At 73.9% G+C, this 21,657-nt stretch carries 18 protein-coding genes; 15 read left to right on the plus strand and 3 right to left on the minus strand.

Annotation, left to right across the window (positions count from 1 at the left end):
- Window positions 1–71: 71 nt before the first annotated feature.
- Entirely contained in the window at window positions 72–2,642 is a 2,571-nt protein-coding gene (gene valS / locus CHF15_RS10910; protein WP_089223469.1) for a valine--tRNA ligase, read from the minus strand.
- A 106-nt stretch (window positions 2,643–2,748) separates the two neighbouring features.
- Here valS and CHF15_RS10915 point away from each other — a divergent pair, with 106 nt between their 5' ends.
- Window positions 2,749–3,228: a MarR family winged helix-turn-helix transcriptional regulator gene (locus CHF15_RS10915; RefSeq protein WP_089223470.1), complete on the plus strand. Its 480-nt coding sequence runs from the start codon at window positions 2,749–2,751 to the stop codon at window positions 3,226–3,228.
- A gap of 9 nt (window positions 3,229–3,237) precedes the next feature.
- Entirely contained in the window at window positions 3,238–3,693 is a 456-nt protein-coding gene (locus CHF15_RS10920; RefSeq protein WP_089223471.1) for a universal stress protein, read from the plus strand.
- A 50-nt stretch (window positions 3,694–3,743) separates the two neighbouring features.
- Here the strand turns inward: CHF15_RS10920 and CHF15_RS10925 are convergent, their stop codons facing one another.
- Window positions 3,744–4,703 (minus strand): NADP-dependent oxidoreductase, encoded by a 960-nt coding sequence (locus tag CHF15_RS10925; protein WP_089223472.1) that lies wholly within the window; start codon window positions 4,701–4,703, stop codon window positions 3,744–3,746.
- A 214-nt stretch (window positions 4,704–4,917) separates the two neighbouring features.
- Between CHF15_RS10925 and trxA the strand changes: the two genes are divergently transcribed.
- From trxA to CHF15_RS10975, 10 genes are all read left to right on the plus strand, one after another.
- The gene (gene trxA, locus CHF15_RS10930; RefSeq protein ID WP_089223473.1) at window positions 4,918–5,301 is read left to right on the plus strand and encodes a thioredoxin; all 384 of its coding nucleotides are present in this window, start codon (window positions 4,918–4,920) and stop codon (window positions 5,299–5,301) included.
- Between the two features lie 33 nt (window positions 5,302–5,334).
- Window positions 5,335–7,005, plus strand: coding sequence for an AMP-binding protein (locus CHF15_RS10935; protein ID WP_089223474.1), 1,671 nt, complete (start codon window positions 5,335–5,337; stop codon window positions 7,003–7,005).
- Between the two features lie 413 nt (window positions 7,006–7,418).
- Entirely contained in the window at window positions 7,419–8,696 is a 1,278-nt protein-coding gene (gene egtA / locus CHF15_RS10940; RefSeq protein WP_089223475.1) for an ergothioneine biosynthesis glutamate--cysteine ligase EgtA, read from the plus strand.
- Window positions 8,693–10,024 carry an ergothioneine biosynthesis protein EgtB gene (egtB, locus tag CHF15_RS10945; protein ID WP_089223476.1) on the plus strand — a complete coding sequence of 444 codons (1,332 nt, stop codon included), beginning with the start codon at window positions 8,693–8,695 and terminating at the stop codon, window positions 10,022–10,024. Before egtA ends, egtB begins: the two co-directional genes overlap by 4 nt.
- Window positions 10,025–10,052: 28 nt before the next feature.
- On the plus strand, window positions 10,053–10,808 hold the full coding sequence (gene egtC / locus CHF15_RS10950; protein WP_089223477.1) for an ergothioneine biosynthesis protein EgtC: 756 nt from the start codon (window positions 10,053–10,055) through the stop codon (window positions 10,806–10,808).
- A complete protein-coding gene (gene egtD, locus CHF15_RS10955; RefSeq protein WP_089223478.1) occupies window positions 10,805–11,767 on the plus strand; it encodes an L-histidine N(alpha)-methyltransferase in 963 nt (320 codons plus the stop codon). The genes egtC and egtD overlap by 4 nt, the downstream gene beginning before the upstream one ends.
- 181 nt (window positions 11,768–11,948) lie before the next feature.
- Complete coding sequence (locus CHF15_RS10960) at window positions 11,949–12,500, plus strand: MarR family winged helix-turn-helix transcriptional regulator (RefSeq protein ID WP_179279730.1); 552 nt, start codon at window positions 11,949–11,951, stop codon at window positions 12,498–12,500.
- A 136-nt stretch (window positions 12,501–12,636) separates the two neighbouring features.
- Window positions 12,637–13,419, plus strand: a complete 783-nt coding sequence (locus tag CHF15_RS10965; RefSeq protein WP_089223480.1) for a GNAT family N-acetyltransferase — start codon at window positions 12,637–12,639, stop codon at window positions 13,417–13,419.
- Window position 13,420: 1 nt separating this feature from the next.
- Window positions 13,421–14,317 (plus strand): lysophospholipid acyltransferase family protein, encoded by an 897-nt coding sequence (locus CHF15_RS10970; protein ID WP_089223481.1) that lies wholly within the window; start codon window positions 13,421–13,423, stop codon window positions 14,315–14,317.
- A 176-nt stretch (window positions 14,318–14,493) separates the two neighbouring features.
- Window positions 14,494–15,363, plus strand: coding sequence for a S1 family peptidase (locus CHF15_RS10975; protein WP_089223482.1), 870 nt, complete (start codon window positions 14,494–14,496; stop codon window positions 15,361–15,363).
- Between the two features lie 7 nt (window positions 15,364–15,370).
- On the opposite strand, the gene CHF15_RS10980 is transcribed toward CHF15_RS10975, so the two are convergent.
- On the minus strand, window positions 15,371–17,194 hold the full coding sequence (locus CHF15_RS10980) for an AMP-dependent synthetase/ligase (RefSeq protein ID WP_089223483.1): 1,824 nt from the start codon (window positions 17,192–17,194) through the stop codon (window positions 15,371–15,373).
- A 143-nt stretch (window positions 17,195–17,337) separates the two neighbouring features.
- Between CHF15_RS10980 and CHF15_RS10985 the strand changes: the two genes are divergently transcribed.
- The 3 genes from CHF15_RS10985 (at window position 17,338) to CHF15_RS10995 (ending at window position 21,655) form a co-directional block, all read left to right on the plus strand.
- The gene (locus CHF15_RS10985; protein ID WP_089223484.1) at window positions 17,338–17,580 is read left to right on the plus strand and encodes a hypothetical protein; all 243 of its coding nucleotides are present in this window, start codon (window positions 17,338–17,340) and stop codon (window positions 17,578–17,580) included.
- 164 nt (window positions 17,581–17,744) lie between these two features.
- Complete coding sequence (locus tag CHF15_RS10990; RefSeq protein ID WP_089223485.1) at window positions 17,745–19,220, plus strand: SDR family NAD(P)-dependent oxidoreductase; 1,476 nt, start codon at window positions 17,745–17,747, stop codon at window positions 19,218–19,220.
- Between the two features lie 92 nt (window positions 19,221–19,312).
- Window positions 19,313–21,655 (plus strand): FHA domain-containing protein, encoded by a 2,343-nt coding sequence (locus CHF15_RS10995; RefSeq protein ID WP_089223486.1) that lies wholly within the window; start codon window positions 19,313–19,315, stop codon window positions 21,653–21,655.
- Window positions 21,656–21,657 lie beyond the last annotated feature (2 nt).

Below are 21,657 nucleotides of genomic sequence, written 5' to 3' on the forward strand. Positions count from 1 at the left end.
AAGGGCGCGAGACGCCGGGACAGCCGAACCACCGCCCGCGCCCGCCCATCGGGGCAACAGCGCGGGTTCGGTCAACGCGCCTCCGGCAGAACCACCTCGTACTCCAGCCCGTCGCCGCCCGCCGGGAGGCGTTCCACCGCCGATGCGCGGGCCGCGGCGCGGACGTCGTCCTCGGCCAGGGCGAGGAGCGCCAGCTCCGGGGCCGGGCCGGTGACGACGATCCGGGCGACCTCCGCCCGCATCGACAGCCGCGCCTCCGACTTGGCCCTGCGGACCGCCGTGATCGCGTCGCGGGCGGTGGCGAGGACGCGCGGGTCGCCGTCGCCGGCGAGGGCCCGCAGCGCGTCCGCGCCCGGCCACTCGGCGCGGTGGACGGAGCCCTCCCGCCACCACGACCAGACCTCCTCGGTGACGAAGGGCAGGAAGGGCGCGAACAGCCTCAGGAGGACGGACAGGGCGGTGCCCAGCGTGGCGAGGGCGGAGGTGTCGCCTTCGTACGCGCGGCCCTTGACCAGCTCGACGTAGTCGTCGCAGAAGTCCCAGAAGAAGGACTCGACCTGTTCCAGGGCGCGGGCGTGGTCGAAGTCCTCCAGGGCGTCGGTGGCGGCGCGGACGGTCGACGCGAGGGCCGCCAGGAGGGCGCGGTCCAGCGGCGCGGTGACCTCCGGGGCAGCCGCGTCGGGCACCGCGTCGGGCATCGCGCCGGAAGTGAGCACGAAACGGCCGACGTTGAGGACCTTGATGGCGAGGCGGCGGCCGATCTTCATCTGCCCGGTGTCGAAGGCGGTGTCCGTACCGGGCCGGGCGGAGGCAGCCCAGTAGCGGACGGCGTCGGAGCCGTGCTGCTCCAGCAGGTCCCCGGGGGTGACCGCCCTGCCCCGGGACTTGGACATCTTCTTGCGGTCCGGGTCGAGGATCCAGCCGGAGATCGCCGCGTGCCGCCACGGCAGGACGTCCTGCTCGGCGTGGGCGCGGACGATGCTGCCGAACAGCCAGGTGCGGATGATCTCGTGGGCCTGCGGCCGCAGGTCCATCGGGAAGACCTTGGCGAACAGCTCGTCGTCGGTGCCCCATCCGGCGGCGATCTGCGGGGTGAGCGACGAGGTCGCCCAGGTGTCCATGACGTCCGGGTCGCCGGTGAACCCGCCGGGCACGCCCCGCTGCTCCGCGCGGTAGCCGTCGGGGACGTCGGTGCCCGGGTCGACGGGCAGCGCGGACTCGTCCGGGACGAGCGGCTTGTCGTGGACGGGCTCGCCTGCGTCGTCGAGGGGGTACCAGACGGGGACGGGGACGCCGAACCAGCGCTGGCGGCTGATCAGCCAGTCGCCGTTGAGCCCTTCGACCCAGCTGTCGTAGCGGACCCGCATCCGCTCGGGGTGCCAGCTCAGCTCGCGGCCCCGCTCCAGCAGCCGGTCCCGCAGGGCCTCGTCGCGGCCCCCGTTGCGCAGGTACCACTGCCGGGTGGTGACGATCTCCAGCGGCCGGTCGCCCTTCTCGTAGAACTTGACGGCGTGGACGACCGGTTCGGGCTCGCCGTCCAGCTCTCCGCGCTCGCGGAGCATCCCCACCAGCCGTTCGCGGCCGGTGTACGCGGTGGCGCCGGCCAGCCGTCCGTACGCCTCGCGGGCCTGCGCCGTGTCCAGGGCGCCCGGCGGCGCGGGCAGGAAGCGCCCGTCGCGGCCGAGGACCGGCCGGGTGGGCAGCCGGAGTTCGCGCCACCAGGTGACGTCGGTGGTGTCGCCGAAGGTGCAGACCATGGCGATGCCGGTGCCCTTGTCCGGGTCGGCCAGCCGGTGGGCGTGGACGGGGACCTCGACGCCGAGGACCGGGGTCGTGACGGTCGTGCCGACGAGGTCCCGGTAGCGCTCGTCGTCGGGGTGCGCGACCAGGGCGACGCAGGCCGGGAGGAGTTCGGGCCGGGTGGTGGCGACGACGACCCGGCCGCCGCCGGGGCGGTGGAAGGCCAGCCGGTGGTAGGCGCCCGGCCGTTCGCGGTCCTCCAGCTCCGCCTGGGCGACGGCGGTGCGGAAGGTGGTGTCCCACAGGGTGGGCGCCTCGGCCGAGTAGGCCTCGCCGCGCGCGAGGTTGCGCAGGAAGGCTCGCTGCGAGGCGGCGCGCGAACGGGCGCCGACGGTCCGGTAGGTCAGCGTCCAGTCGACCGACAGGCCGAGGCGGCGCCACAGTTCCTCGAAGGCCTTCTCGTCCTCGGCGGTGAGGGCCTCGCACAGCTCGATGAAGTTCCGCCGGGAGACGGGCTGCTGCTGCCTGCCGGGGCGCTCGGGCGGGGTGAGGCCGGGGTCGTACGGGAGCGAGGGGTCGCAGCGGACCCCGTAGTGGTTCTGGACCCGGCGCTCGGTGGGCAGGCCGTTGTCGTCCCAGCCCATCGGGTAGAAGACGGTCTGCCCGCGCATGCGCCGGTAGCGGGCGACGGTGTCGGTGTGGGTGTACGAGAAGACGTGTCCGATGTGGAGCGATCCGCTGGCCGTGGGCGGCGGGGTGTCGATGGAGAAGATCTCCTCGCGCGGCCTCGACCGGTCGAAGCGGTGTACACCCGACTCGTCCCAGCGCCGCGACCATTTCGCTTCGAGCCCGTCGAGGGAGGGCTTGCCGGGGACGTCGTGATGACGAGGCGGGAGGTTCATGCCGTCTCATGCTAGGCAGCCCGGCCCGTGTAGCCGAACGATTTATCCGCCGAATGATTCGCGGCACCGATGATTCGGTAACGGACCTTCTTGCTAGGCTCGGACCATGGATTCCCCGGCATCCGCGCCCGACTTCACCGGCCTGCTGCAGTACGCCAGCCACGCCATGACCAACCGGCTGGCGGCCGCCCTGGCCGAGGTGGGGCTCACCCCCCGCGGCTACTGCGTGCTGCTGCACGCGCTCCCCGGGCAGCTGACACAGGCTCAACTCGCGGAGATCTCGCAGCAGGACAAGACCACGATGGTCGTCACCATGGACGAGCTCGAGCGGGCCGGCCTCGCCGAGCGGCACCCCTCCCCCACGGACCGCCGGGCCCGCATCATCACCGTCACCGAACCCGGACGGGAGCTCGTCGCCCGCGGCAGGGAGATCACCGCGCGCGTGCACGGCGACCTGCTGGCGGCCCTCCCCGAGGACGAGCGGACGGTCTTCGCCTCCGCGCTGCAGCGGCTGGTGGACGGTCATCTCGCCGCGGCCGGGGATTCCCCGCGCCCGGTGCGGCGCGCGCGCCAGTCGCGCAAGTAGGCTCGGAACGTGAGCGACAAGGCGCCTTTCGAGCGGGGCACGGACGGTCCCAAGGTGATCGTGGCGGGACTGGACGGATCGGAGCCGTCGTGGCGCGCCGTGGCGTACGCGGCGGGGCTGGCGCGGCGCCAGAACGCGCTGCTGGCGATCGTCTACGTGCAGCCGGTGCTGGCTGCGGGAGCCGCCTTCGGCGCCCCGGTCGCGGAGGCGACCGCGGAGATCGCCGACCAGCTCAAGGCGGAGATAGAGAAGGCCGCCGCCCGCTTCCAGGCGGTGTCCAGCCTGCGCTGGGAGTTCCACACCTTCGTGGGCGACCCCTTCAGCGGGCTGTCGCAGGCCTCGAACGAACTCACGGCGGACGCGGTCGTGGTGGGCGCGTCGGAGAAGGCCGGGCACCGGATCGTGGGCTCGGTGGCGGTACGGCTGGTCAAGGCGGGCCGCTGGCCGGTGACCGTCGTCCCGTAGGTTCCCCGGCCCCGGCACCCCGGCGCAGGCGGTCCCGGCGGCTCCGGCGGTCAGGTCCCGTCTGCGACGTGGATGACGACCTTGCCGCGGCGGTGCTCGTGCTCCAGCGCCTCGTAAGCGGCGCGGGTCTCGGTGAGCGGCACCACGCGGTCGACCCGCGGGGTGAGCTTGCCGCCGTCGATGAGCCGCGAGACCGCTTCCAGGCCCGCCCGGTCCGGCTCGACGACGAAGAAGACGCCGCGGGCGCCGTGCGCGCGGGCGGTGGCCGGGTCGGGCGGGGACACGATGCTCACCAGCAGGCCGCCCGGGCGCAGCACCGACCAGGAGCGGTCCTGGGTGTCGCCGCCGACGGCGTCGAAGACGACGTCCACGTCCGCCACCTCGTCCTCGAAGCGGCTGCCGGCGTAGTCGACGACCCGCCGCGCGCCGAGTCCGGCGACGAAGCCGGCGTCGCGCGCGGCGGCGGTCGCCGTGACCTGCGCGCCGAGCGCCGCGGCGATCTGGACGGCGAAGGAACCGACGCCGCCCGCCGCGCCGTGGACGAGGACGTGCCGGCCGGGGGTGACCCCGGCGTGCCGGGCGAGCGCCTGCCAGACGGTGAGCGCGGCCAGCGGGACCGAGGCGGCCGCGTCGTGGTCGATCCGCCGGGGCTTGGGGGCCAGGATGCCCGCGGGAAGAGTGACGAACTCGGCGGCGGCGCCGTCGTGGACGAAGGGGATCAGCGCGTAGACGGCTTCCCCGACCCTCGGGGTGACGACCCCGGGTCCCACGTCGGCGACCACGCCGGAGACCTCGTGCGAGGGGATGGTGGGGGTGCGGTCGCGGCCCGAGCCGTCGAAGCTGTCGGTCCAGGTCGCGTCCCAGTCCAGCTCCCCCGCGGTCACGGAGGCCGCACGCACCGCGACCAGGGCCTCGCCCGGGTCCGGCTCGGGTCGGGGCGCGGTCTCGTAGCGGAGCTGTTCCGGTCCGCCGCGCCGGTGGGCCCGTACGGCGTGCATCGTCGTCACCATCGACCGCTCCCCTGGTCGCTCCGCGCCTGGCCGGGCGGGGGCGGCTGACGCCCCCTCCCCCCTCCAGGATCCGGCCCGGCCCGGCTCCCGGCATCCCGTTCCGCGGGCGGCGGCGGGAGGACGCGCCGGGACGGCGTTCGGAATAGCGCAGCGCTGCCTTCGGTTACGGTCAGTGGGTCCCGACCGACGGCACCCGGAAGCAGGTAAGGGAAGCATGAGCACTGTTGAGCTCACCAAGGACAACTTCGACGAGGTCGTGGGCAGCAACGATTTCGTCCTGATCGACTTCTGGGCGTCCTGGTGCGGCCCGTGCCGGATGTTCGCCCCCGTCTACGAGGCGGCCGCGGAGAAGAACACCGACCTCGTGTTCGGCAAGATCGACACGGAGGCGCAGCCCGAGCTGGCCGCCGCGTTCCAGATCCAGTCCATCCCGACGCTGATGATCATCCGTGACAAGGTGGCCGTCTTCTCCCAGCCCGGCGCGCTCCCCGCGCCCGCGTTCGAGGACCTGATCAAGCAGGCCCGCGACCTGGACATGGACGAGGTCCGCAAGTCCATCGCCGAGCAGGGCGCGGACCAGGACGCCCCGAAGGCCTGACATCTGACGAAGCGTCAGCTATGGTGCGGCCCCATGGGACGCACCATGGCGGAGCTCGTCGAGGGCCAGTGGGGCGATCCGCGCCCCGGGCTGCTGTACGGGGAGCGCAGGCTCAGCCGCCATGACGTCGCGGCCGCCTCCGCCGCCCGCGCGGCGCTCCTGGCCGACCTGCTGCCGCACGGCGCCGAACCGCACGTGGGAGTGCTCCTGGGCAACGTCCCGGAGTTCCCGCTGTGGCTCGGCGCCGCGGCGTACGCGGGGGCCGCCGTGGTGGGGGTCAACCCGACCCGGCGCGGTGCGGAGCTGGCCCGGGACATCGCCCACACCGAATGCGCCGTGCTGGTCACCGAGCGCGCGCACCTGCCGTCGCTGCGCGGGCTGGCCCTCCCCCTCGCCCCGGAACGCGTCCTGGTCGTGGACGACCCGGCGTACCCGGCGCTGCTGCGCGCGTACGAGGGCGCCGGACCGCCGCGCGGCGGGCGGATACGCCCCGGCACACGGCTGCTGCTCTACTTCACCTCCGGCTCGACGGGCGCCCCCAAGGCCGTGATCGTCTCCCAGGGGAGGCTCGCCGACGCGGGCGCGTCCCTCAGCGGCTTCCTGGGCCTCGGGCCGGACGACGTCCACTACCTGTGCATGCCGCTCTTCCACGGCAACGCCGTGATGGCGGGCTGGGCACCCGCCCTCGCGGGCGGCGGCGCGGTGGCGCTGCGCCGGACCTTCTCCGCCTCCCGCTTCCTGCCGGACGTACGCGCCTACGGGGCCACGTACTTCACCTACGTCGGGCGCGCCGTGCAGTATCTGCTCGCCACCCCCGAGCGGCCCGACGACCGCGACCACCGCCTGCGCCGCGGCTTCGGCACCGAGGCCGGGGCCGTGGACGCGGCCCGGTTCGCCGAGCGCTTCGGCGTGCCCCTCACCGAGGGCTACGGCTCCTCCGAGGGCGGCGCCGCCATACAGCGCTCCCCCGGCACGCCGCCCGGCGCGGTCGGGCGTGCCGCGCCCGGCGCCGACCTGGCCGTGGTGGACCCGGCGACCGGTGCCGAGCGGCCCCGCGCGCTCCTCGACGGGGCGGGCCGGCTGCTCAACGGCGACGAGGCCATCGGCGAGCTCGTCAACCGCGGCCCCTCCCGCTTCGAGGGCTACTGGCGCAACCCCGAGGCGGTCGCCGCCCGTACCCGCGACGGCTGGTACTGGACCGGCGACCTCTTCTTCCGCGACGCCGAGGGCTGGTTCCACTTCGCGGGCCGCGCCGACGACAGGATGCGCGTGGACGGCGAGAACCTGGCCGCCGTGGTCGTCGAGAGCGTCCTGGCCCGCTTCCCCGCGGCGGCGGCCGTCGCCGTCTACGCCGTCCCCGACCCCGTCTCGGGCGACCAGGTCATGGCGGCCGTGGCCCTCCGCGAGGGCTCCGCCTTCGACCCCGGCGCCTTCGCGGCCTTCCTGGCCGCGCAGGCCGACCTCGGCACGAAGTCGGCCCCCCGCTTCGTACGCATCGTGCCGCGCATGCCGGTCACCGCCACCAACAAGATTCGGCGCGCGGCACTGCGCCGTGAGGGCTTCCGCTGCCAAGGCCCCGTGTGGTGGTCCCCGCCCGGCGAGGGACCGTGCGGGGCGGCGTACCGCCGCTTCGCCGCCGGCGACCTCGCCACCCTGCTGGAGCGCTACCGCGCCCAGGACCGCCTGGGGCTCCTGGACCGCTGAGCCACGCTCCGGGCCCGCGCCCCGAGGGCGGTCGTTCGGCACGGGTCCGTCCGGGCAGACGCAGCGCTGTGCCACACACCCTTCCGACGACCGGGTCGGCGGATCCGGCCCGCGGCCGGGGCCGCACCACCGCGACGGCCGGCGTGGGCCGGACCGTCGTCGCGAAGGGTCTGGCAACGACCCTCTGACCTGCACAGATGCGTCCTGGAGATGCGGGCCGCCGGGCGGCGGTCCACTCTTGATTCGGACCGGACGGCAGAGGCCGCCCTCGACACGGGTGTCACCTGCCGTCCCTCGGCCGTTCGTCCGGGGCGCTCTTGAGTGCCCCGCGCCGAAGGGCTTAGGTGGTACGGACACCGCCCGGCCCCGGCCGGGCGGACACGGAGAACCGCCTTCGACGGGAGGTCCCGGCCATGCCCGGCACCAGTCAGCGGATGGAGACGTCCGAACCGATCAGCGAGACAGCGGCGGAGGACCATATTCAGGGCATCTGTTTCAAGACCGGCCCGCCGCGCCGCATAGGCGTGGAACTGGAATGGTTCCTTCACGACCCGCACGACCCGGCCCGCCCGGTGGGCCCCGCCCGGCTCGGCGCCGCCGTCGCCGGACTGCGCGACCTGTACCTCCGCTCCCGGCTCACGACCGAGCCCGGCGGACAGCTTGAGCTCAGCTCGCTGCCCGCCCCCTCTCTGACCGCGTGCGTCGACGCCGCGGCCGCGGACCTCCACTCCGTACGCCACCGGCTCCGCCGGGAGGGCCTGGCCCTGGCGGGCCACGGCCACGATCCCTGGCGGCGGCCGCGACGGCTGCTGGACGAGCCCCGGTACGCCGCCATGGAGACGTACTTCGACCGTTCCGGACCCGCGGGCCGGGCCATGATGTGCTCCACGGCCTCCGTCCAGGTCTGCCTGGACTCGGGCACCGAGGAGCCGGGCCCCTTCGGGCTCGGCAGACGCTGGCTGCTGGCGCACCTGCTGGGCGCGGTCCTGGTGGCCGCGTTCGCCAACTCGCCGCTCAGCACGGGCCGTCCGACCGGCTGGCGGTCCACCCGGCAGGCGGTGTGGGCGGCCCTGGACCCGGGACGCACCCTCGCCCCGCCCGCCGGGACCGATCCCCGGACGGCCTGGACGGCCTACGCCCTGGACGCCCCGGTGCTGTGCATCCGCGGCGAGGAGGCGCCCTGGACGGTGCCCGACGGGCTCACCTTCCGTGACTGGATCCGTCAGGGGTCGCACCGCCGGCCGACCGCCGCCGACCTCGACTACCACCTGTCGACGCTCTTCCCACCGGTGCGGCCGCGCGGCTACCTGGAGCTGCGCATGATCGACGCGCAGCCGGGGCGCGACGGCTGGATCGTCCCGCTGGCCGTGGCCGTGTCCCTCTTCGACGACGCCGCCGCCTCCGAGGTCGCCTACCGGGCGGTCAAGCCGCTCGCCGACGCGGCGGGCCGGGACCCGGCGCCCCGCAACCCGCTGTGGCGGCGCGCCGCCCGGCACGGCCTGGCCGACCCCGAACTCCACTCCATCGCCATGACCTGCTTCGCCGCGGCCCGCGAGGCCCTGCCCCGGCTCGGGGCGGACCGGGCCGTGCAGGGGGCGGTGGACGACTTCACCGAGCGCTACGTCCAGCGGGGCCGCTGTCCCGCCGACGACATGCTCGACGCCTTTCTACGCAAGGAGAGCCGCACGTGACCGCACCCGCGCTCGACCCCGAAGCCCTGCGTCGGCGGGCGCTGGACGCCCTGACCACCGCGCGTGAGCGCACCCGGGCGCTCACCACGTGCGTCGACGACCGTGAACTCACCGCGCAGCACTCCCCGTTGATGTCGCCCCTGGTGTGGGACCTGGCCCACATCGGCAACCAGGAGGAGCAGTGGCTGCTGCGGAACGTCGGCGGCCGTGAGGCCCTGCGGCCCGACATCGACCCGATCTACGACGCCTTCGAGCACCCGCGCTCGGAGCGCCCCACGCTGCCGCTGCTGCCGCCCGCGGAGGCGCACGCCTACGCGGCCGAGGTGCGCGGCAGGGTGCTGGACATCCTGGAGCGGGCCCCCCTGCACGGCTCTCCGCTGACCGACGCGGCCTTCGCCTTCGGCATGATCGCCCAGCACGAACAGCAGCACGACGAGACGATGCTGATCACCCATCAGCTGCGTCGCGGCCCGGTGGCCCTGACCGCGCCCCCGCCGCCGCCCGCACCCGCGGACACGGCGCTGCTGCCGGCCGAGGTCCTGGTGCCCGGCGGTCCGTTCACCATGGGCACCTCGACCGAGCCGTGGTCGCTGGACAACGAACGCCCCTCGCACCTGCGCGAGGTGGCGCCGTTCTTCATCGACACCGTGCCGGTGAGCAACGGCGCGTACCTCGCCTTCGTCGAGGACGGCGGCTACGAGGACGAGCGCTGGTGGACCCCGGCCGGCTGGGCGCACGTCCGCGAGCACGGCCTGGCCGCCCCGCTGTTCTGGCACCGGGAGGGCGGTGCGTGGCTGCGCCGCCGCTTCGGGGTGACCGAGCCGGTGCCGCGCGAGGAGCCCGTGCTGCACGTGTGCTGGTACGAGGCCGACGCGTACGCCCGCTGGGCCGGGCGCCGGCTGCCCACCGAGACGGAGTGGGAGAAGGCGGCCCGGCACGACCCGGCGACCGGGCGCTCCCGCCGCTACCCGTGGGGCGACGCCGACCCCGGCCCGGAGCACGCCAACCTCGGCCAGCGGTACCTGCAGCCGGCCCCGGTCGGCAGCTACCCGGCCGGTGCCTCGCCGCTGGGCGTACGGCAGCTGGTCGGTGACGTGTGGGAGTGGACGGCGAGCGACTTCCTGCCGTATCCGGGCTTCGCCCCGTTCCCGTACAAGGAGTACTCGGAGGTCTTCTTCGGCCCCGACCACAAGGTGCTGCGCGGCGGTTCCTTCGCCGTGGACCGGGTGGCCTGCCGGGGCACGTTCCGCAACTGGGACTACCCGGTCCGGCGGCAGATCTTCTCCGGATTCCGCACCGCCCGCGACGCCCGCCCGGAGCAGGTGTGAGGGCCCCGGGCAGACGGGGGCGCGGCTGATGTGCCGGCACCTGGCGTACGTCGGGCCGCCCGTCGCGCTCCGCGAACTCGTCATCGACCCGCCGCACTCCCTGTACCGCCAGTCGTGGGCGCCGCGCCGGCAGAAGTACGGCACGGTCAACGCCGACGGCTTCGGCCTGGGCTGGTACGCGGACGGGGACCCGCTGCCCGCGCGCTACCGGCGCGCCGGGCCGATCTGGGACGACCCGTCCTTCGCGGACGTGTGCCGGGTGACGCGCTCCGGCGCGCTGCTCGGCGCGGTCCGCGACATCACCGAGGGCTCGGTGGCCGACGAGTCCGCCGCCGCCCCGTACACGGCGGGCCGCTGGCTGTTCAGCCACAACGGCGCGCTGCTCGGCTGGCCGCACTCGGTCGCCGAGGCGGCCCGCACCCTGCCCCCCGAGGAGCTGCTGACCCTGGAGGCACGCTGCGACTCGGCCCTGGCCTGGGCGCTGACCCTGCACCGGCTGCGGGCCGGCGCCCCGGCGGACGAGGCGCTCGCCGAAACCGTCGGCCGGCTGGCCGCGCTGACCCCCGACTCACGGCTCAACTTCCTGCTGACCGACGGCCTGGCGATCGCCGGCACCGCCTGGGGCGACACGCTCTGGTACCTGGACACGCCCGGCCGCTCCCTCGTCGTGGCCTCCGAGCCGTACGACGACAGTCCGCGCTGGACCGAGGTCCCCGACCGCCACCTGCTCTACGGCGATCCCACCGAGGTCCTGCTGATCCCGCTCAAGGAGCCGCACCTGTGAGCCCGTTCACCCTCACCCGCACCCTGCCCGCCGACGCCACCGCGGCCGCGCTGCGCGCCGACGTGGCCCACGGGCTGACCCGCAGCCCCAAGCAGCTCCCGCCCAAGTGGTTCTACGACGCCCGTGGCAGCGAGCTGTTCGAGGAGATCACCCGGCTGCCCGAGTACTACCCGACCCGCGCCGAGCGGGAGATCCTGCACGCGCGGGCGCCGGAGATCGCCAAGGCGACCGGTGCCCGCACGCTGGTCGAGCTGGGTTCCGGCTCCTCGGAGAAGACCCGGCTGCTGATCGGCGCGCTGGGCGGGCCGCTGACGTACGTGCCGATCGACGTCAGCGAGTCCGCACTCACCGGTGCGGGCGAGGCCCTGCTCGCCGACCACCGGGACCTGTCCGTGCACGCGCTCGTCGCCGACTTCCAGCACGGGCTCGCCCTGCCGGAGACACCCGGCCCCCGGCTGGTCGCCTTCCTCGGCGGCACGATCGGCAACCTCCTGCCGCAGGAGCGGGCCCGCTTCCTGTCCTCGGTCCGCGCGCTGCTCTCCCCGGGCGACGCGCTGCTCCTCGGCACCGACCTGGTCAAGGACGAGACGACGCTGGTGGCGGCGTACGACGACGCGCAGGGCGTCACGGCCGCCTTCAACAAGAACGTCCTGTCGGTCATCGACCGCGAGCTCGGCGCGGACTTCCACCCGGACGACTTCGACCACGTCGCCGTCTGGGACCGCGAGCAGGAGTGGATCGAGATGCGCCTGCGGGCGCGCGCCGACGTGACCGTGAAGGTCCCCGCGCTCGACCTGTCCGTGGACTTCACGCGCGGAGAGACGATGCGCACCGAGGTCTCCGCCAAGTTCCGCGAGGAGGGCGTGCGGGCCGAGCTGGCCGCCGCCGGTCTCGCCCTGCGGCACTGGTGGACCGACACCGAGGGCCGGTTCGCCCTGTCGCTGGCCTTCCCCGCCTGATCCGTGCGCGTCCGCGGTGGCCGGTCCCGAACGGGGGCCGGCCACCGCGCCGGTTCCTCCGGGCCCCGGCCAGATCCTTCACGCGTGAAGCACCCGCCGCGAAGCAGTGCGGGCGCCTGATGCCCGCAGGTCGGCGCGGGGACAGCCGGTCCGTCGCCGTGCCGTGACGACGCGTACGATCATGCGGACGCCGCCGGAGCCGCCGGCGTACGGAGGAAGGACGACTCGCGTGGAGGACGCCGTCGCGACGGTGCTGCGCCAGTGGCAGGACGTCTACCCCGATCTGGACTTCGGGCCGGTCGCCGTGATCGGCAGGCTGAACCGCTGCGCCGCACTGCTGCAGCAGGTCACCGAGACGCCCCTGGGCCGCGAGGGCCTCACCCGCCCGGAGTACGACGTCCTCATCGCCCTGCGCCGGGTCGGCGGCGAACTGACACCGGGCCGGCTGGCCCGGGAGACCTTCGCCTCGGGGGCCGCGGTCACCAAGCGGATCAAGCTGCTGGAGGAGCGCGGCCTGGTGGCCCGCCGCCCGGACGGCCGCGACCGCCGGGTCTCCCACCTGCGGCTCACCGAGGAGGGCCTGGCGCTCGTCGACCGCGTACTGCCCGAGCAGCTCGCCTACGAGACCGGGCTGGTGTCCGGGCTCCCGGAGGCCCGCCGCGAGGAGCTGGCGGGCATCCTGGGCGAGCTCCTGCTGCTGCTCGAAGGCCGCTTGGGCGCGCTTTCCGGGTGAAGCGGGCGGCCCTCGGACCCACGGCACCGGCACTTCAGCGAGCGCACATCTGCGCTCTCCGTCAACGACACGCCAAGGCAAGGCCGCGACGGGACATCTAAGGGTGTCCCCGTCCCCCTGACCAGGGAATCGCGCCATGACCGCTTCGTACGAACTCGCTCCCGTCGTCGACACCCCGATTGACCGGCCCCGCTATTCGGTGAGCCTCGCCCAGGACGAGGCCGAGGTGCGGGCCGCGCAGCGTCTGCGGCACCAGGTGTTCGCCGGGGAGATGGGGGCCGTGCTGGACACCCCCGAGCCGGGCCTGGACGTCGACGCCCTCGACGCCTACTGCGACCACCTGCTGGTGAAGGAGGACCTCACCGGTGAGGTCGTCGGCACCTACCGGCTGCTCACCCCCGCCAACGCCCGCCGCGCCGGCCGCACCTACTCCGAGTCCGAGTTCGACCTGAGCCGGCTCGCCCCGATCCAGCACGACATGGTCGAGGTGGGCCGCTCGTGCGTGCACCCCGCCCACCGTGACGGGGCCGTCGTCGCCCTGATGTGGGGCGGCATCACCCGCTACATGGCGACCACCGGCCACAACTGGGTGGCCGGCTGCTGCTCGGTGGAACTGAACGACGGCGGCACGATGGCGGCCGGCGTGTGGGACCGGGTCTCCGCCAAGAACCTGGCCCCCGAGGAGTACCGGGTCTCCCCGCTCCGCCCCTGGGACCCGACGGGCATCGCCCGCCCGGCCCGCACCACGCTGCCCGCGCTGCTCCGCGGCTACCTGCGGCTGGGCGCCTGGGTGTGCGGCGAGCCCGCCCACGACCCGGACTTCGGCGTCGCCGACCTGTTCATCCTGCTCTCGCTGGAGCGCACCGACGAGCGCTACCTGCGCCACTTCGGCGCCCTCGGCTCACTCGGGTCGGTCTGAGATGGCCACGACGTGGTGGTCGCCGGTCTCGTCCTGCACCCCGCAGGCGTGCGTGACCGGCGACGGTCCGGTGGTGGGCCGGGTCCGGCGGCTGCTGCGGTACGCCGCCGCGGTGGCGGTGCTGTTCTTCGGCATCGCGCTGTCGGTGCCGGTCGGCGCGCTGTGCGGGCCGGCGAGGCGCGAGCGGCTGATCCGGCGGTGGACCCGCTCCGTGGTGGCGGCCTTCGGCATCCGGGTGCGGCTGCCGGAGCCGGAGCCGCGGGAGCCGGGCCGCGGCCTGCTGGTGGTCGCCAACCACGTGTCGTGGCTCGACATCCTGCTGATCGCCGCGGTCTTCCCGGGCCGCAACGTCGCCAAGCGGGAGATCCGCGACTGGCCGGTGATCGGGCGGCTGTGCGTGCGCGGCCGCACGATCTTCATCGACCGCGAGCGGATCCGCTCGCTGCCGGACACGGTGGCCGAGGTCGCGCAGGCGCTGCGCTCGGGCGCGACGGTGGTGGCCTTCCCCGAGGGCAGCACCTGGTGCGGCCGCGAGGAGGGCCGCTACCGCCGGGCGCTGTTCCAGTCCGCGCTGGACGCGGGCGCCGACGTGCAGCCGCTGCTCGTCCGCTACCGGGACGCCGACGGGCGGCCCAGCACCGCGGCGGCGTTCCTCGGCGAGGACACCCTGATGGACTCGGTGCGCCGGGTGGTGGCGGCCCGCGGCCTCACCGCGGAGGTGGCGGCGCTCCCCCGCATCGCGGCGGACTCGCTGCCGGACCGGCGTTCGCTGGCGAGCGCGGCCCACCACGCCCCCGCGCCGCGCCCGGCCGTACCGGTCCAGGCCGTTCCCCACGGGCACGGGACGGGCGTCCTGATCGGCGCGCCCGCCCTCCGGAGCCGCGACCGGGTCGCCTGACCGCCCGGCTGACGGCCCGTCACCGGACCGCGCCCACCGGCAGCCGCCTCCGGCGCACCGGCCGGGCGCGGTCCGGCCGTCCCGGCGGTCCGGGGCCCTCTTGTGACCTCCCTCTCGAGTCATGACAATGTGCATGCCAAAACCGAAAGAACTTCGGTCTCGAGAGGACCCCCCACATGAAACGACCTCTCAGAGGATTCTTCGCGGCCGCCCTCGCGGCTCTCGCCGCGATCGCGACCCTCGGCCTGTCCGCCGCCCCCGCCTCGGCTGCCGGCCGGGACGCCGCGGCGGCGCCGAACGCCGCGGCCGCGGTCACCGTCGACTTCGCCGGGACGGTGTCGCTCAGCAACTGCTCCGGCTCGCTCATCCGCTTCCCGGGCTCCGCGTCCACCGACCCCGCCCTGGTGCTGTCCAACGGGCACTGCCTGACCAGTGGCTTCCTCGACCCCGGCGAGGTGCTGGTCGATCAGGCGTCCACACGTACCTTCGGGCTGCTCAACGCCTCGGGCCGCTCGGTCGCCACGCTGCGCGCCACCAAGCTCGCGTACGCGACCATGACCGACACCGACATCTCGGTGTACCAGCTGAACCGCACCTACGCGCAGATCCAGTCCTCCTACGGGATCTCCGCGCTGGAGGTCTCCGGCACGCACCCGGTCCAGGGCACGGCCATCAAGGTCGTCTCCGGCTACTGGAAGACCATCTACAGCTGCAGCATCGACGGCTTCGTCCACCTCCTCAAGGAGGGCGACTGGACCTGGAAGGACTCGGTCCGCTACACCTCCTCGTGCAACACCATCGGCGGCACATCGGGTTCGCCCGTCATCGACACCGCGACCGGCAAGGTCGTCGCCATCAACAACACGGGCAACGAGGACGGCGGCCGCTGCACCCTCAACAACCCCTGCGAGGTGGACGCGAACGGCACCGTCACCGTCCGCCGGGGCATCAACTACGCCGAGCAGACCTACGGGATCGGCGCCTGCGTCACCACGGGCAACCGGTTCGACCTCACCCTGCCGGGGTGCACGCTCCCCAAGCCGTGACCGCGGCTCAGCGCCGGTACATCGCCTCGATCTCGGCGGCGTAGGCCTCCTCGACCGCCCGGCGCCTGAGCTTGCGCGAGGGGGTGACCAGCCCCCGCTCCTCGGTGAACGAGGCGGCCAGCACGCGGAACGAGCGAATCGACTCCGCCCTCGACACCCGCGTGTTGGCCGCCGACACCGCCCTGCGCACCTCGGTCTCCAGGTCCGGGTCGCGCACCAGCTCCTGCAGCCCGGCCTCGGCCTTGCCGCGCAGCCGGAGCCACTGGGCCGTCGCCTCGGTGTCCAGGGTCACCAGGGCCGTCACATACGGCCGGTCGTTCCCGATGACCAGGCAGTGCTCGACCAGCGGGTGCTCGCGGACCCGTTCCTCCAGGACGGCCGGGGAGAGGTTCTTGCCGCTGGTGGTGACGATGATCTCCTTCTTGCGGCCGGTGATCGTCAGATAGCCGTGCTCGTCGAGGAAGCCGAGGTCGCCGGTGTACAGCCAGCCGTCGCGCAGGGCCTGCGCCGTGGCCTCGGAATCGCCGAGGTAGCCGGAGAAGACCGCCGGGCCGCGCAGCAGGATCTCGCCCTCGTCGGAGATCCGGACCGCCGTCCCGGGCACGGGGTGGCCCACCGTGCCGTAGCGCACCCGGCCGGGCGGGTTGGCGGTGGCCGCCGAGGTGGACTCGGTGAGTCCGTAGCCCTCGTACACCGTGACCCCCGCGCCCTCCAGGAACAGCCCGAGCCGCCGCCCCATGGTGGAGCCGCCGCTCACCGCGTTGCGGACCCGGCCGCCCAGTGCCTCGCGGACCCTGGCGTACACCATCCGGTCGTAGACGCGGTGCAGCACGCGCAGCGCCGCGCTCGGGCCCGGGCCGGTGCCCAGCGCACGGCGCTCGCGGGCCTCCGCGAAGCGCACCGCCACGTCCACGGCCTTGTCGAACACCCCGAGGTGGCCCGCCTCCTCCGCTTTGTCGCGCGCGGAGTTGAAGACCTTCTCGAAGACGTACGGCACGGCGAGCACGAACGTCGGCCGGAACAGCGCCAGGTCGGGCAGGAGTTCGGCGGCCGTCATCTCCGGCTGGTGGCCCAGTCGCGCCCCGGCCCGCACCGTCGCCACCTGGATCATGCGGCCGAAGACATGGGCCAGCGGCAGGAAGAGCAGCACGGACGGCTGCGCGGAGGTGCCGCTGTCGAAGACCGGTCGCCAGCCGGCGATGAGGTTGTCGGTCTGGCACATGAAGTTGCCGTGGGTCAGCACGCAGCCCCGGGGGCGTCCCGTGGTGCCCGAGGTGTAGATCACCGTGGCCACGGCGTCGGGGGTGACCGCGAGCCGGTGCCGGTGGACCACGTCCTCCGAGATCCGCTCCCCGTCCGCCACGAGCTGCTTCACCGCTCCGGAGTCCAGTTGCCAGACGCGGGTCACGGCGGGCAGCCGGTCGATCACCGAGCCCAGCGTCATCGCGTGGTCCTCGTGCTCCAGGACGCAGCCGACGGCGCCGGTGTCGTGGAGGATCCAGCGCAGCTGCTCGGCGGAGGAGGACGGGTAGACGGGCACCGGCTGGGCCCCGACGGTCCACAGCGCGAAGTCGAAGAGCGTCCACTCGTAGCGGGTGCGCGACATGATCCCCACCCGGTCCCCGAACCGCACCCCGTGCGCGAGCAGCCCCTTGGCCAGGGCCATCACCTCGTCGCGGAACTCCGCCGCGGTCACGTCCCGCCAGCGGCCGTCCTCCTTGCGGCCCAGCCGCACGTCGTCGGGCGCCTGCGCCGCGGTCTCGAACACCACGTCGGCCAGGCCGCCGGCGAGGGTGGCCGGGACCAGCGCGGGCAGACTGAATTCGCGCACGCGGGCACCTCGCGGGGTCGGGGCGGGCGGAGAAGCGTAACGTAACGGATCTCTCACGCACTGTCGGCCGACGGCCGGTGATCGTCCCGCTTCTTCACCAAACCTCCCCCGGCGAGAGATCATGGATACAGGAGGTGACCTCCATGACCACCAGGATCCGACTCCACGGCGGCCCCGGGGACGGTCTCACCCTCGGCATCGCCCTGGGAGCCGGGGGGCAGCCCCCCGAGGGCATCCTGTACGACCCGCTGGCCATCAGCGTGCAGGACGCCGGGGTGCACCAGGCGTGGCCCGACAGCGCCGCGTACTACAAGCGCCTCGAGCACATGGCCGACGAGCCGTGGGACTACGAGTACGAGAGCGAGGCCACCGCCCCCCTGGAGTGACCCGCCGGCGCGCCGCGGACCGCCTCCGGGACCGCCCCGGGGCACCTCCCGCGGCCGCCGGACCGGGCACGGGTGAAAGCCGCCGTTTTGGCCGCGCGCCGCCGCCTCCGTAGAGTTCCGCAGGACACCAGCGGGAACACACGATCCAGGGAACGACGGCGGGCATGACGGCGACCGAGAACGAGCAGAGCACGGCCACGGCCTGGGACGGCGTCCCCGGCATCGACCCGGTACGCCTGGAACTGTGCCTCAGCGTGCTGAGGGAACTCGACGAGCTGCCGCTGGACCACCCCGACGCGATCACCGTGCGCAGGGCCACGGCCGGCATCTACCGGACGGTGAAGCAGCGCCGCCGCCAGGAGCGGCGTTCCGCCAAGACGGCCCACGACAAGTCCGTCACCGAGGCCACGGCCACCGGTTCCGCGGAACGCATCGACGACGAGACCCAGGGGCTGCTGCCGTCCTCGTCGACCATCGGTGAGATCGCCGGCATCCTGCAGCGGCCGCGCTCCTGCTACGTGTGCAAGGGCCGCTACGTCGAGGTCGACGCCTTCTACCACCAGCTGTGCCAGAGCTGCGCGGCCTCCAACCGCGCCCGGCGCGACGCGCGGGCCGACCTGAGCGGCCGGCGCGCCCTGCTCACCGGCGGCCGGGCGAAGATCGGCATGTACATCGCGCTGCGGCTGCTGCGCGACGGCGCCCACACCACCGTCACCACGCGCTTCCCCGCGGACGCGATCCGGCGCTTCAAGGCGATGCCCGACAGCGACGAGTGGATCCACCGCCTCAAGATCGTCGGGGTCGACCTCCGCGACCCCGCCCAGGTGGTGGCGCTCGCCGACTCGGTGGCCGCCGAGGGCCCGCTGGACATCCTGATCAACAACGCGGCGCAGACCGTACGCCGGTCCCCCGCCGCGTACGCGGAGCTGGTGGCCGCCGAGTCCGCCCCGCTCCCGGCCGGTGCCCTGCCGGCCTCGGAGGTCTTCGGCGCCTTCGGCAGCGGCGCCCAGCCCTCGCTGCCCGCCCCGCGCGCGGAGCTGGCCGCCCGGGCCCGGGAGGTCACGGACCTGGCCCTGGTCAGCGGTTCGGCCTCGCTCGCCCGGATCGAGGCCGGCACGGCGATCGACGCCGGCGGGCTGATCCCCGACCTGGACGCGGAGAACAGCTGGAGCCGCGCCGTGGGCGAGGTCGACCCGGTCGAGATGCTCGAAGTGCAGCTGTGCAACGAGACCGCGCCGTTCATCCTGGTCAGCAGGCTGCGCCCGGCGATGGCCGCCGCCGCAGCCCGCCGCAAGTACGTGGTGAACGTCTCCGCGATGGAGGGCAAGTTCACTCGCGGCTACAAGGGTGCGGGCCATCCGCACACCAACATGGCCAAGGCCGCGCTCAACATGCTGACCCGTACCAGCGCCCGGGAGATGCTGGAGACCGACGGCATCCTGATGACCAGCGTCGACACCGGCTGGATCACCGACGAGCGCCCGCACCCGGACAAGGTCCGCATGGCCGAGGAGGGCTTCCACGCCCCGCTGGACCTGATCGACGGCGCCGCCCGGGTGTACGACCCGATCGTCCGCGGCGAGCAGGGCGAGGACCTGTTCGGGGTGTTCCTCAAGGACTACGCGCCGACCGAGTGGTGAGGGCCCCGGCACCGTCCCTCAGGGCCATGTGACGGCCCGTTGCGGGACAGGGGGGACAGGCGGGGCGGCCGGTCCGCGGCTACGATCGAAGCGTGGCCGAGCGAGGTTCCGCGCCCACCGCGCCCAAGCTCGTGCTCGAGACCGACGGGGACACCCGGATCCTGGTCCCGGGTCGGGACTACCACGTCGGTCGCGACCCCGACGGCGACGTCGTCCTCGACGACCCCCGGGTGTCGTGGCACCACGCCGTGATCCGCCCCGCGGGCGACAGCTGGATGCTGCACGACATGGGCAGCACCAACGGCACCTTCGTCAACGGCCGGCAGGTCCGGCAGTGGGGTATCGGCCCGGGCAGCGTCATCCGCTTCGGGCACGCCGAGCAGGGGCCGTGCGCCCGGCTGAGCAGCGCCGAGGCCCCCACGGGCGTGTACCGGGCGCCGCCGATGTCCGCCCCCGCGGCGACGGGCACCTTCCGTCACCCGACGTCGGTCCGGTCGCTGCCGCACCGCACGATCCACATCGGGCGCGCCTCCGACAACGACCTGGTCGTCTCGGACCTGCTGGTCTCCCGCCACCACGCCGAACTGCGGTCGCTGCCGGACGGCGGCTACGAGATCGTCGACCTGCACAGCCACAACGGCACCTACCTGGACGGCCAGCGCGTCGACCGGGCGGTCGTGCACCCGGGCGACATCATCGACGTCGGCCACGCGGTGTTCCGGCTGGTCGGCGACGAGCTGCAGGAGTTCACCGACACCGGCGAGGTCTCGCTCAACGTCCGCGACCTGTCGGTGCGGGTGGGCGGCGGGGGCAAGGTGCTGCTGGACGACATCAGCTTCCCCGTCGGCGAGAAGTGCCTGCTGGCGGTCGTCGGGCCGAGCGGCTCCGGAAAGTCGACGCTGCTGAACGCGCTGACCGGGCTGCGCCCGGCGGACCAGGGCACGGTGCTCTACGACGGGCGCGACCTGTACCGGGAGTACGCGGACCTGCGCCAGCGCATCGGCCTCGTCCCGCAGGACGACATCCTGCACCAGCAGCTCCCCGTGGGCCGCGCCCTGTCGTACGCCGCCGAACTGCGCTTCCCCGGCGACACCGCCAAGGAGGAGCGGCAGGCCCGGGTGGACGAGGTGATCGCCGAACTGGGCCTGGAGGCCCGGGTGCGGCAGCCGGTCCACACGCTCTCCGGCGGCCAGCGCAAGCGGGTGAGCGTCGCCCTGGAGCTGCTGACCAAACCCTCGCTGCTCTTCCTGGACGAGCCGACCTCGGGCCTGGACCCGGGGATGGACCGCTCGGTGATGACGATGCTGCGCGAACTCGCCGACGACGGCCGCACGGTGATCGTGGTGACGCACAGCGTGCTCAGCCTGGAGGTCTGCGACCGCCTGCTGGTGATGGCGCCCGGCGGGCGCATGGCCTACTACGGGCCGCCCTCCAAGACCTTGTCCTTCTTCGGCTTCCGGCAGTGGCCGGAGGCCTTCGAGGCGTTCGAGCACGAGGAGAACCGCGACTGGGCGGGCCAGTACGAGGCCTCGCCGCTCTACGACGAGTACATCGCGGCGGCGCTGGAGCCGGCGGGCCCCGAGGCCCCGGCGGAGCTCGAACCCCTCGAACCGCCCAAGCCCCAGGGCTGGGGCGGCCAGTTGTGGACGCTGGTGCGCCGCTACACGGCGTCGCTGGCCGCCGACCGCACCTTCCTGGCGATCATGGTGGCGCTGCCCTTCGTGATGGGCGGGATGGCGCGCGCCCTGGCGGGCGGCGGGCTGGGCCGGAACAACGCGCTCAACGTGCTGCTGATCCTGTGCGTCGGCTCGGTCCTCACCGGGGCGGCCAACGCGGTCCGCGAGCTGGTCAAGGAACGCGTGATCTACCAGCGGGAGCGGGCCGTCGGCCTGTCCCGCTCGGCGTACCTGGCGTCCAAGGTGGTGGTGCTGGGACTGGTCACCATCGCCCAGGCGGTGGTGCTGACGATGGTGGCCCTGGTCGGCGTGCGGCTGAGACCCCAGGGCGGCAGCGGGGTCCTGATGCCGCCGCTGCTGGAGATCACGCTGGCGGTGGCGCTGCTGGCGTTCACCTCCATGATGCTCGGGCTGCTGATCTCGGCCCTGGTGCGCAAGGAGGAGGTGACCATGCCGCTGCTGGTGCTGCTCGCCATCGTGCAGGTCGTCTTCTGCGGTGCGCTGCTCCCCCTGCACGGGGTCCCGGGCCTGGAGCAGCTGGCCTGGCTGGTGCCGTCGCGCTGGGCGCTGGGGGCGATGGCCGCGACGCTGGACCTGCACGCCATCACGCCCGGCACCGTGACGTCGGACCCGCTCTTCCGATCCGTCCCCTCGATGTGGCTCCTGGACATGGGCATGCTCGTGGTGTTGTCGGCGGTCTTCGGGCTCGTCGTCACCAGGCTGCTTCGGCGCCAGGAGCCGGCCGTCATGCGGAGGTAGGC

The organism is Actinacidiphila glaucinigra (assembly GCF_900188405.1).
GTDB classification, from domain to species: Bacteria; Actinomycetota; Actinomycetes; order Streptomycetales; family Streptomycetaceae; genus Actinacidiphila; species Actinacidiphila glaucinigra.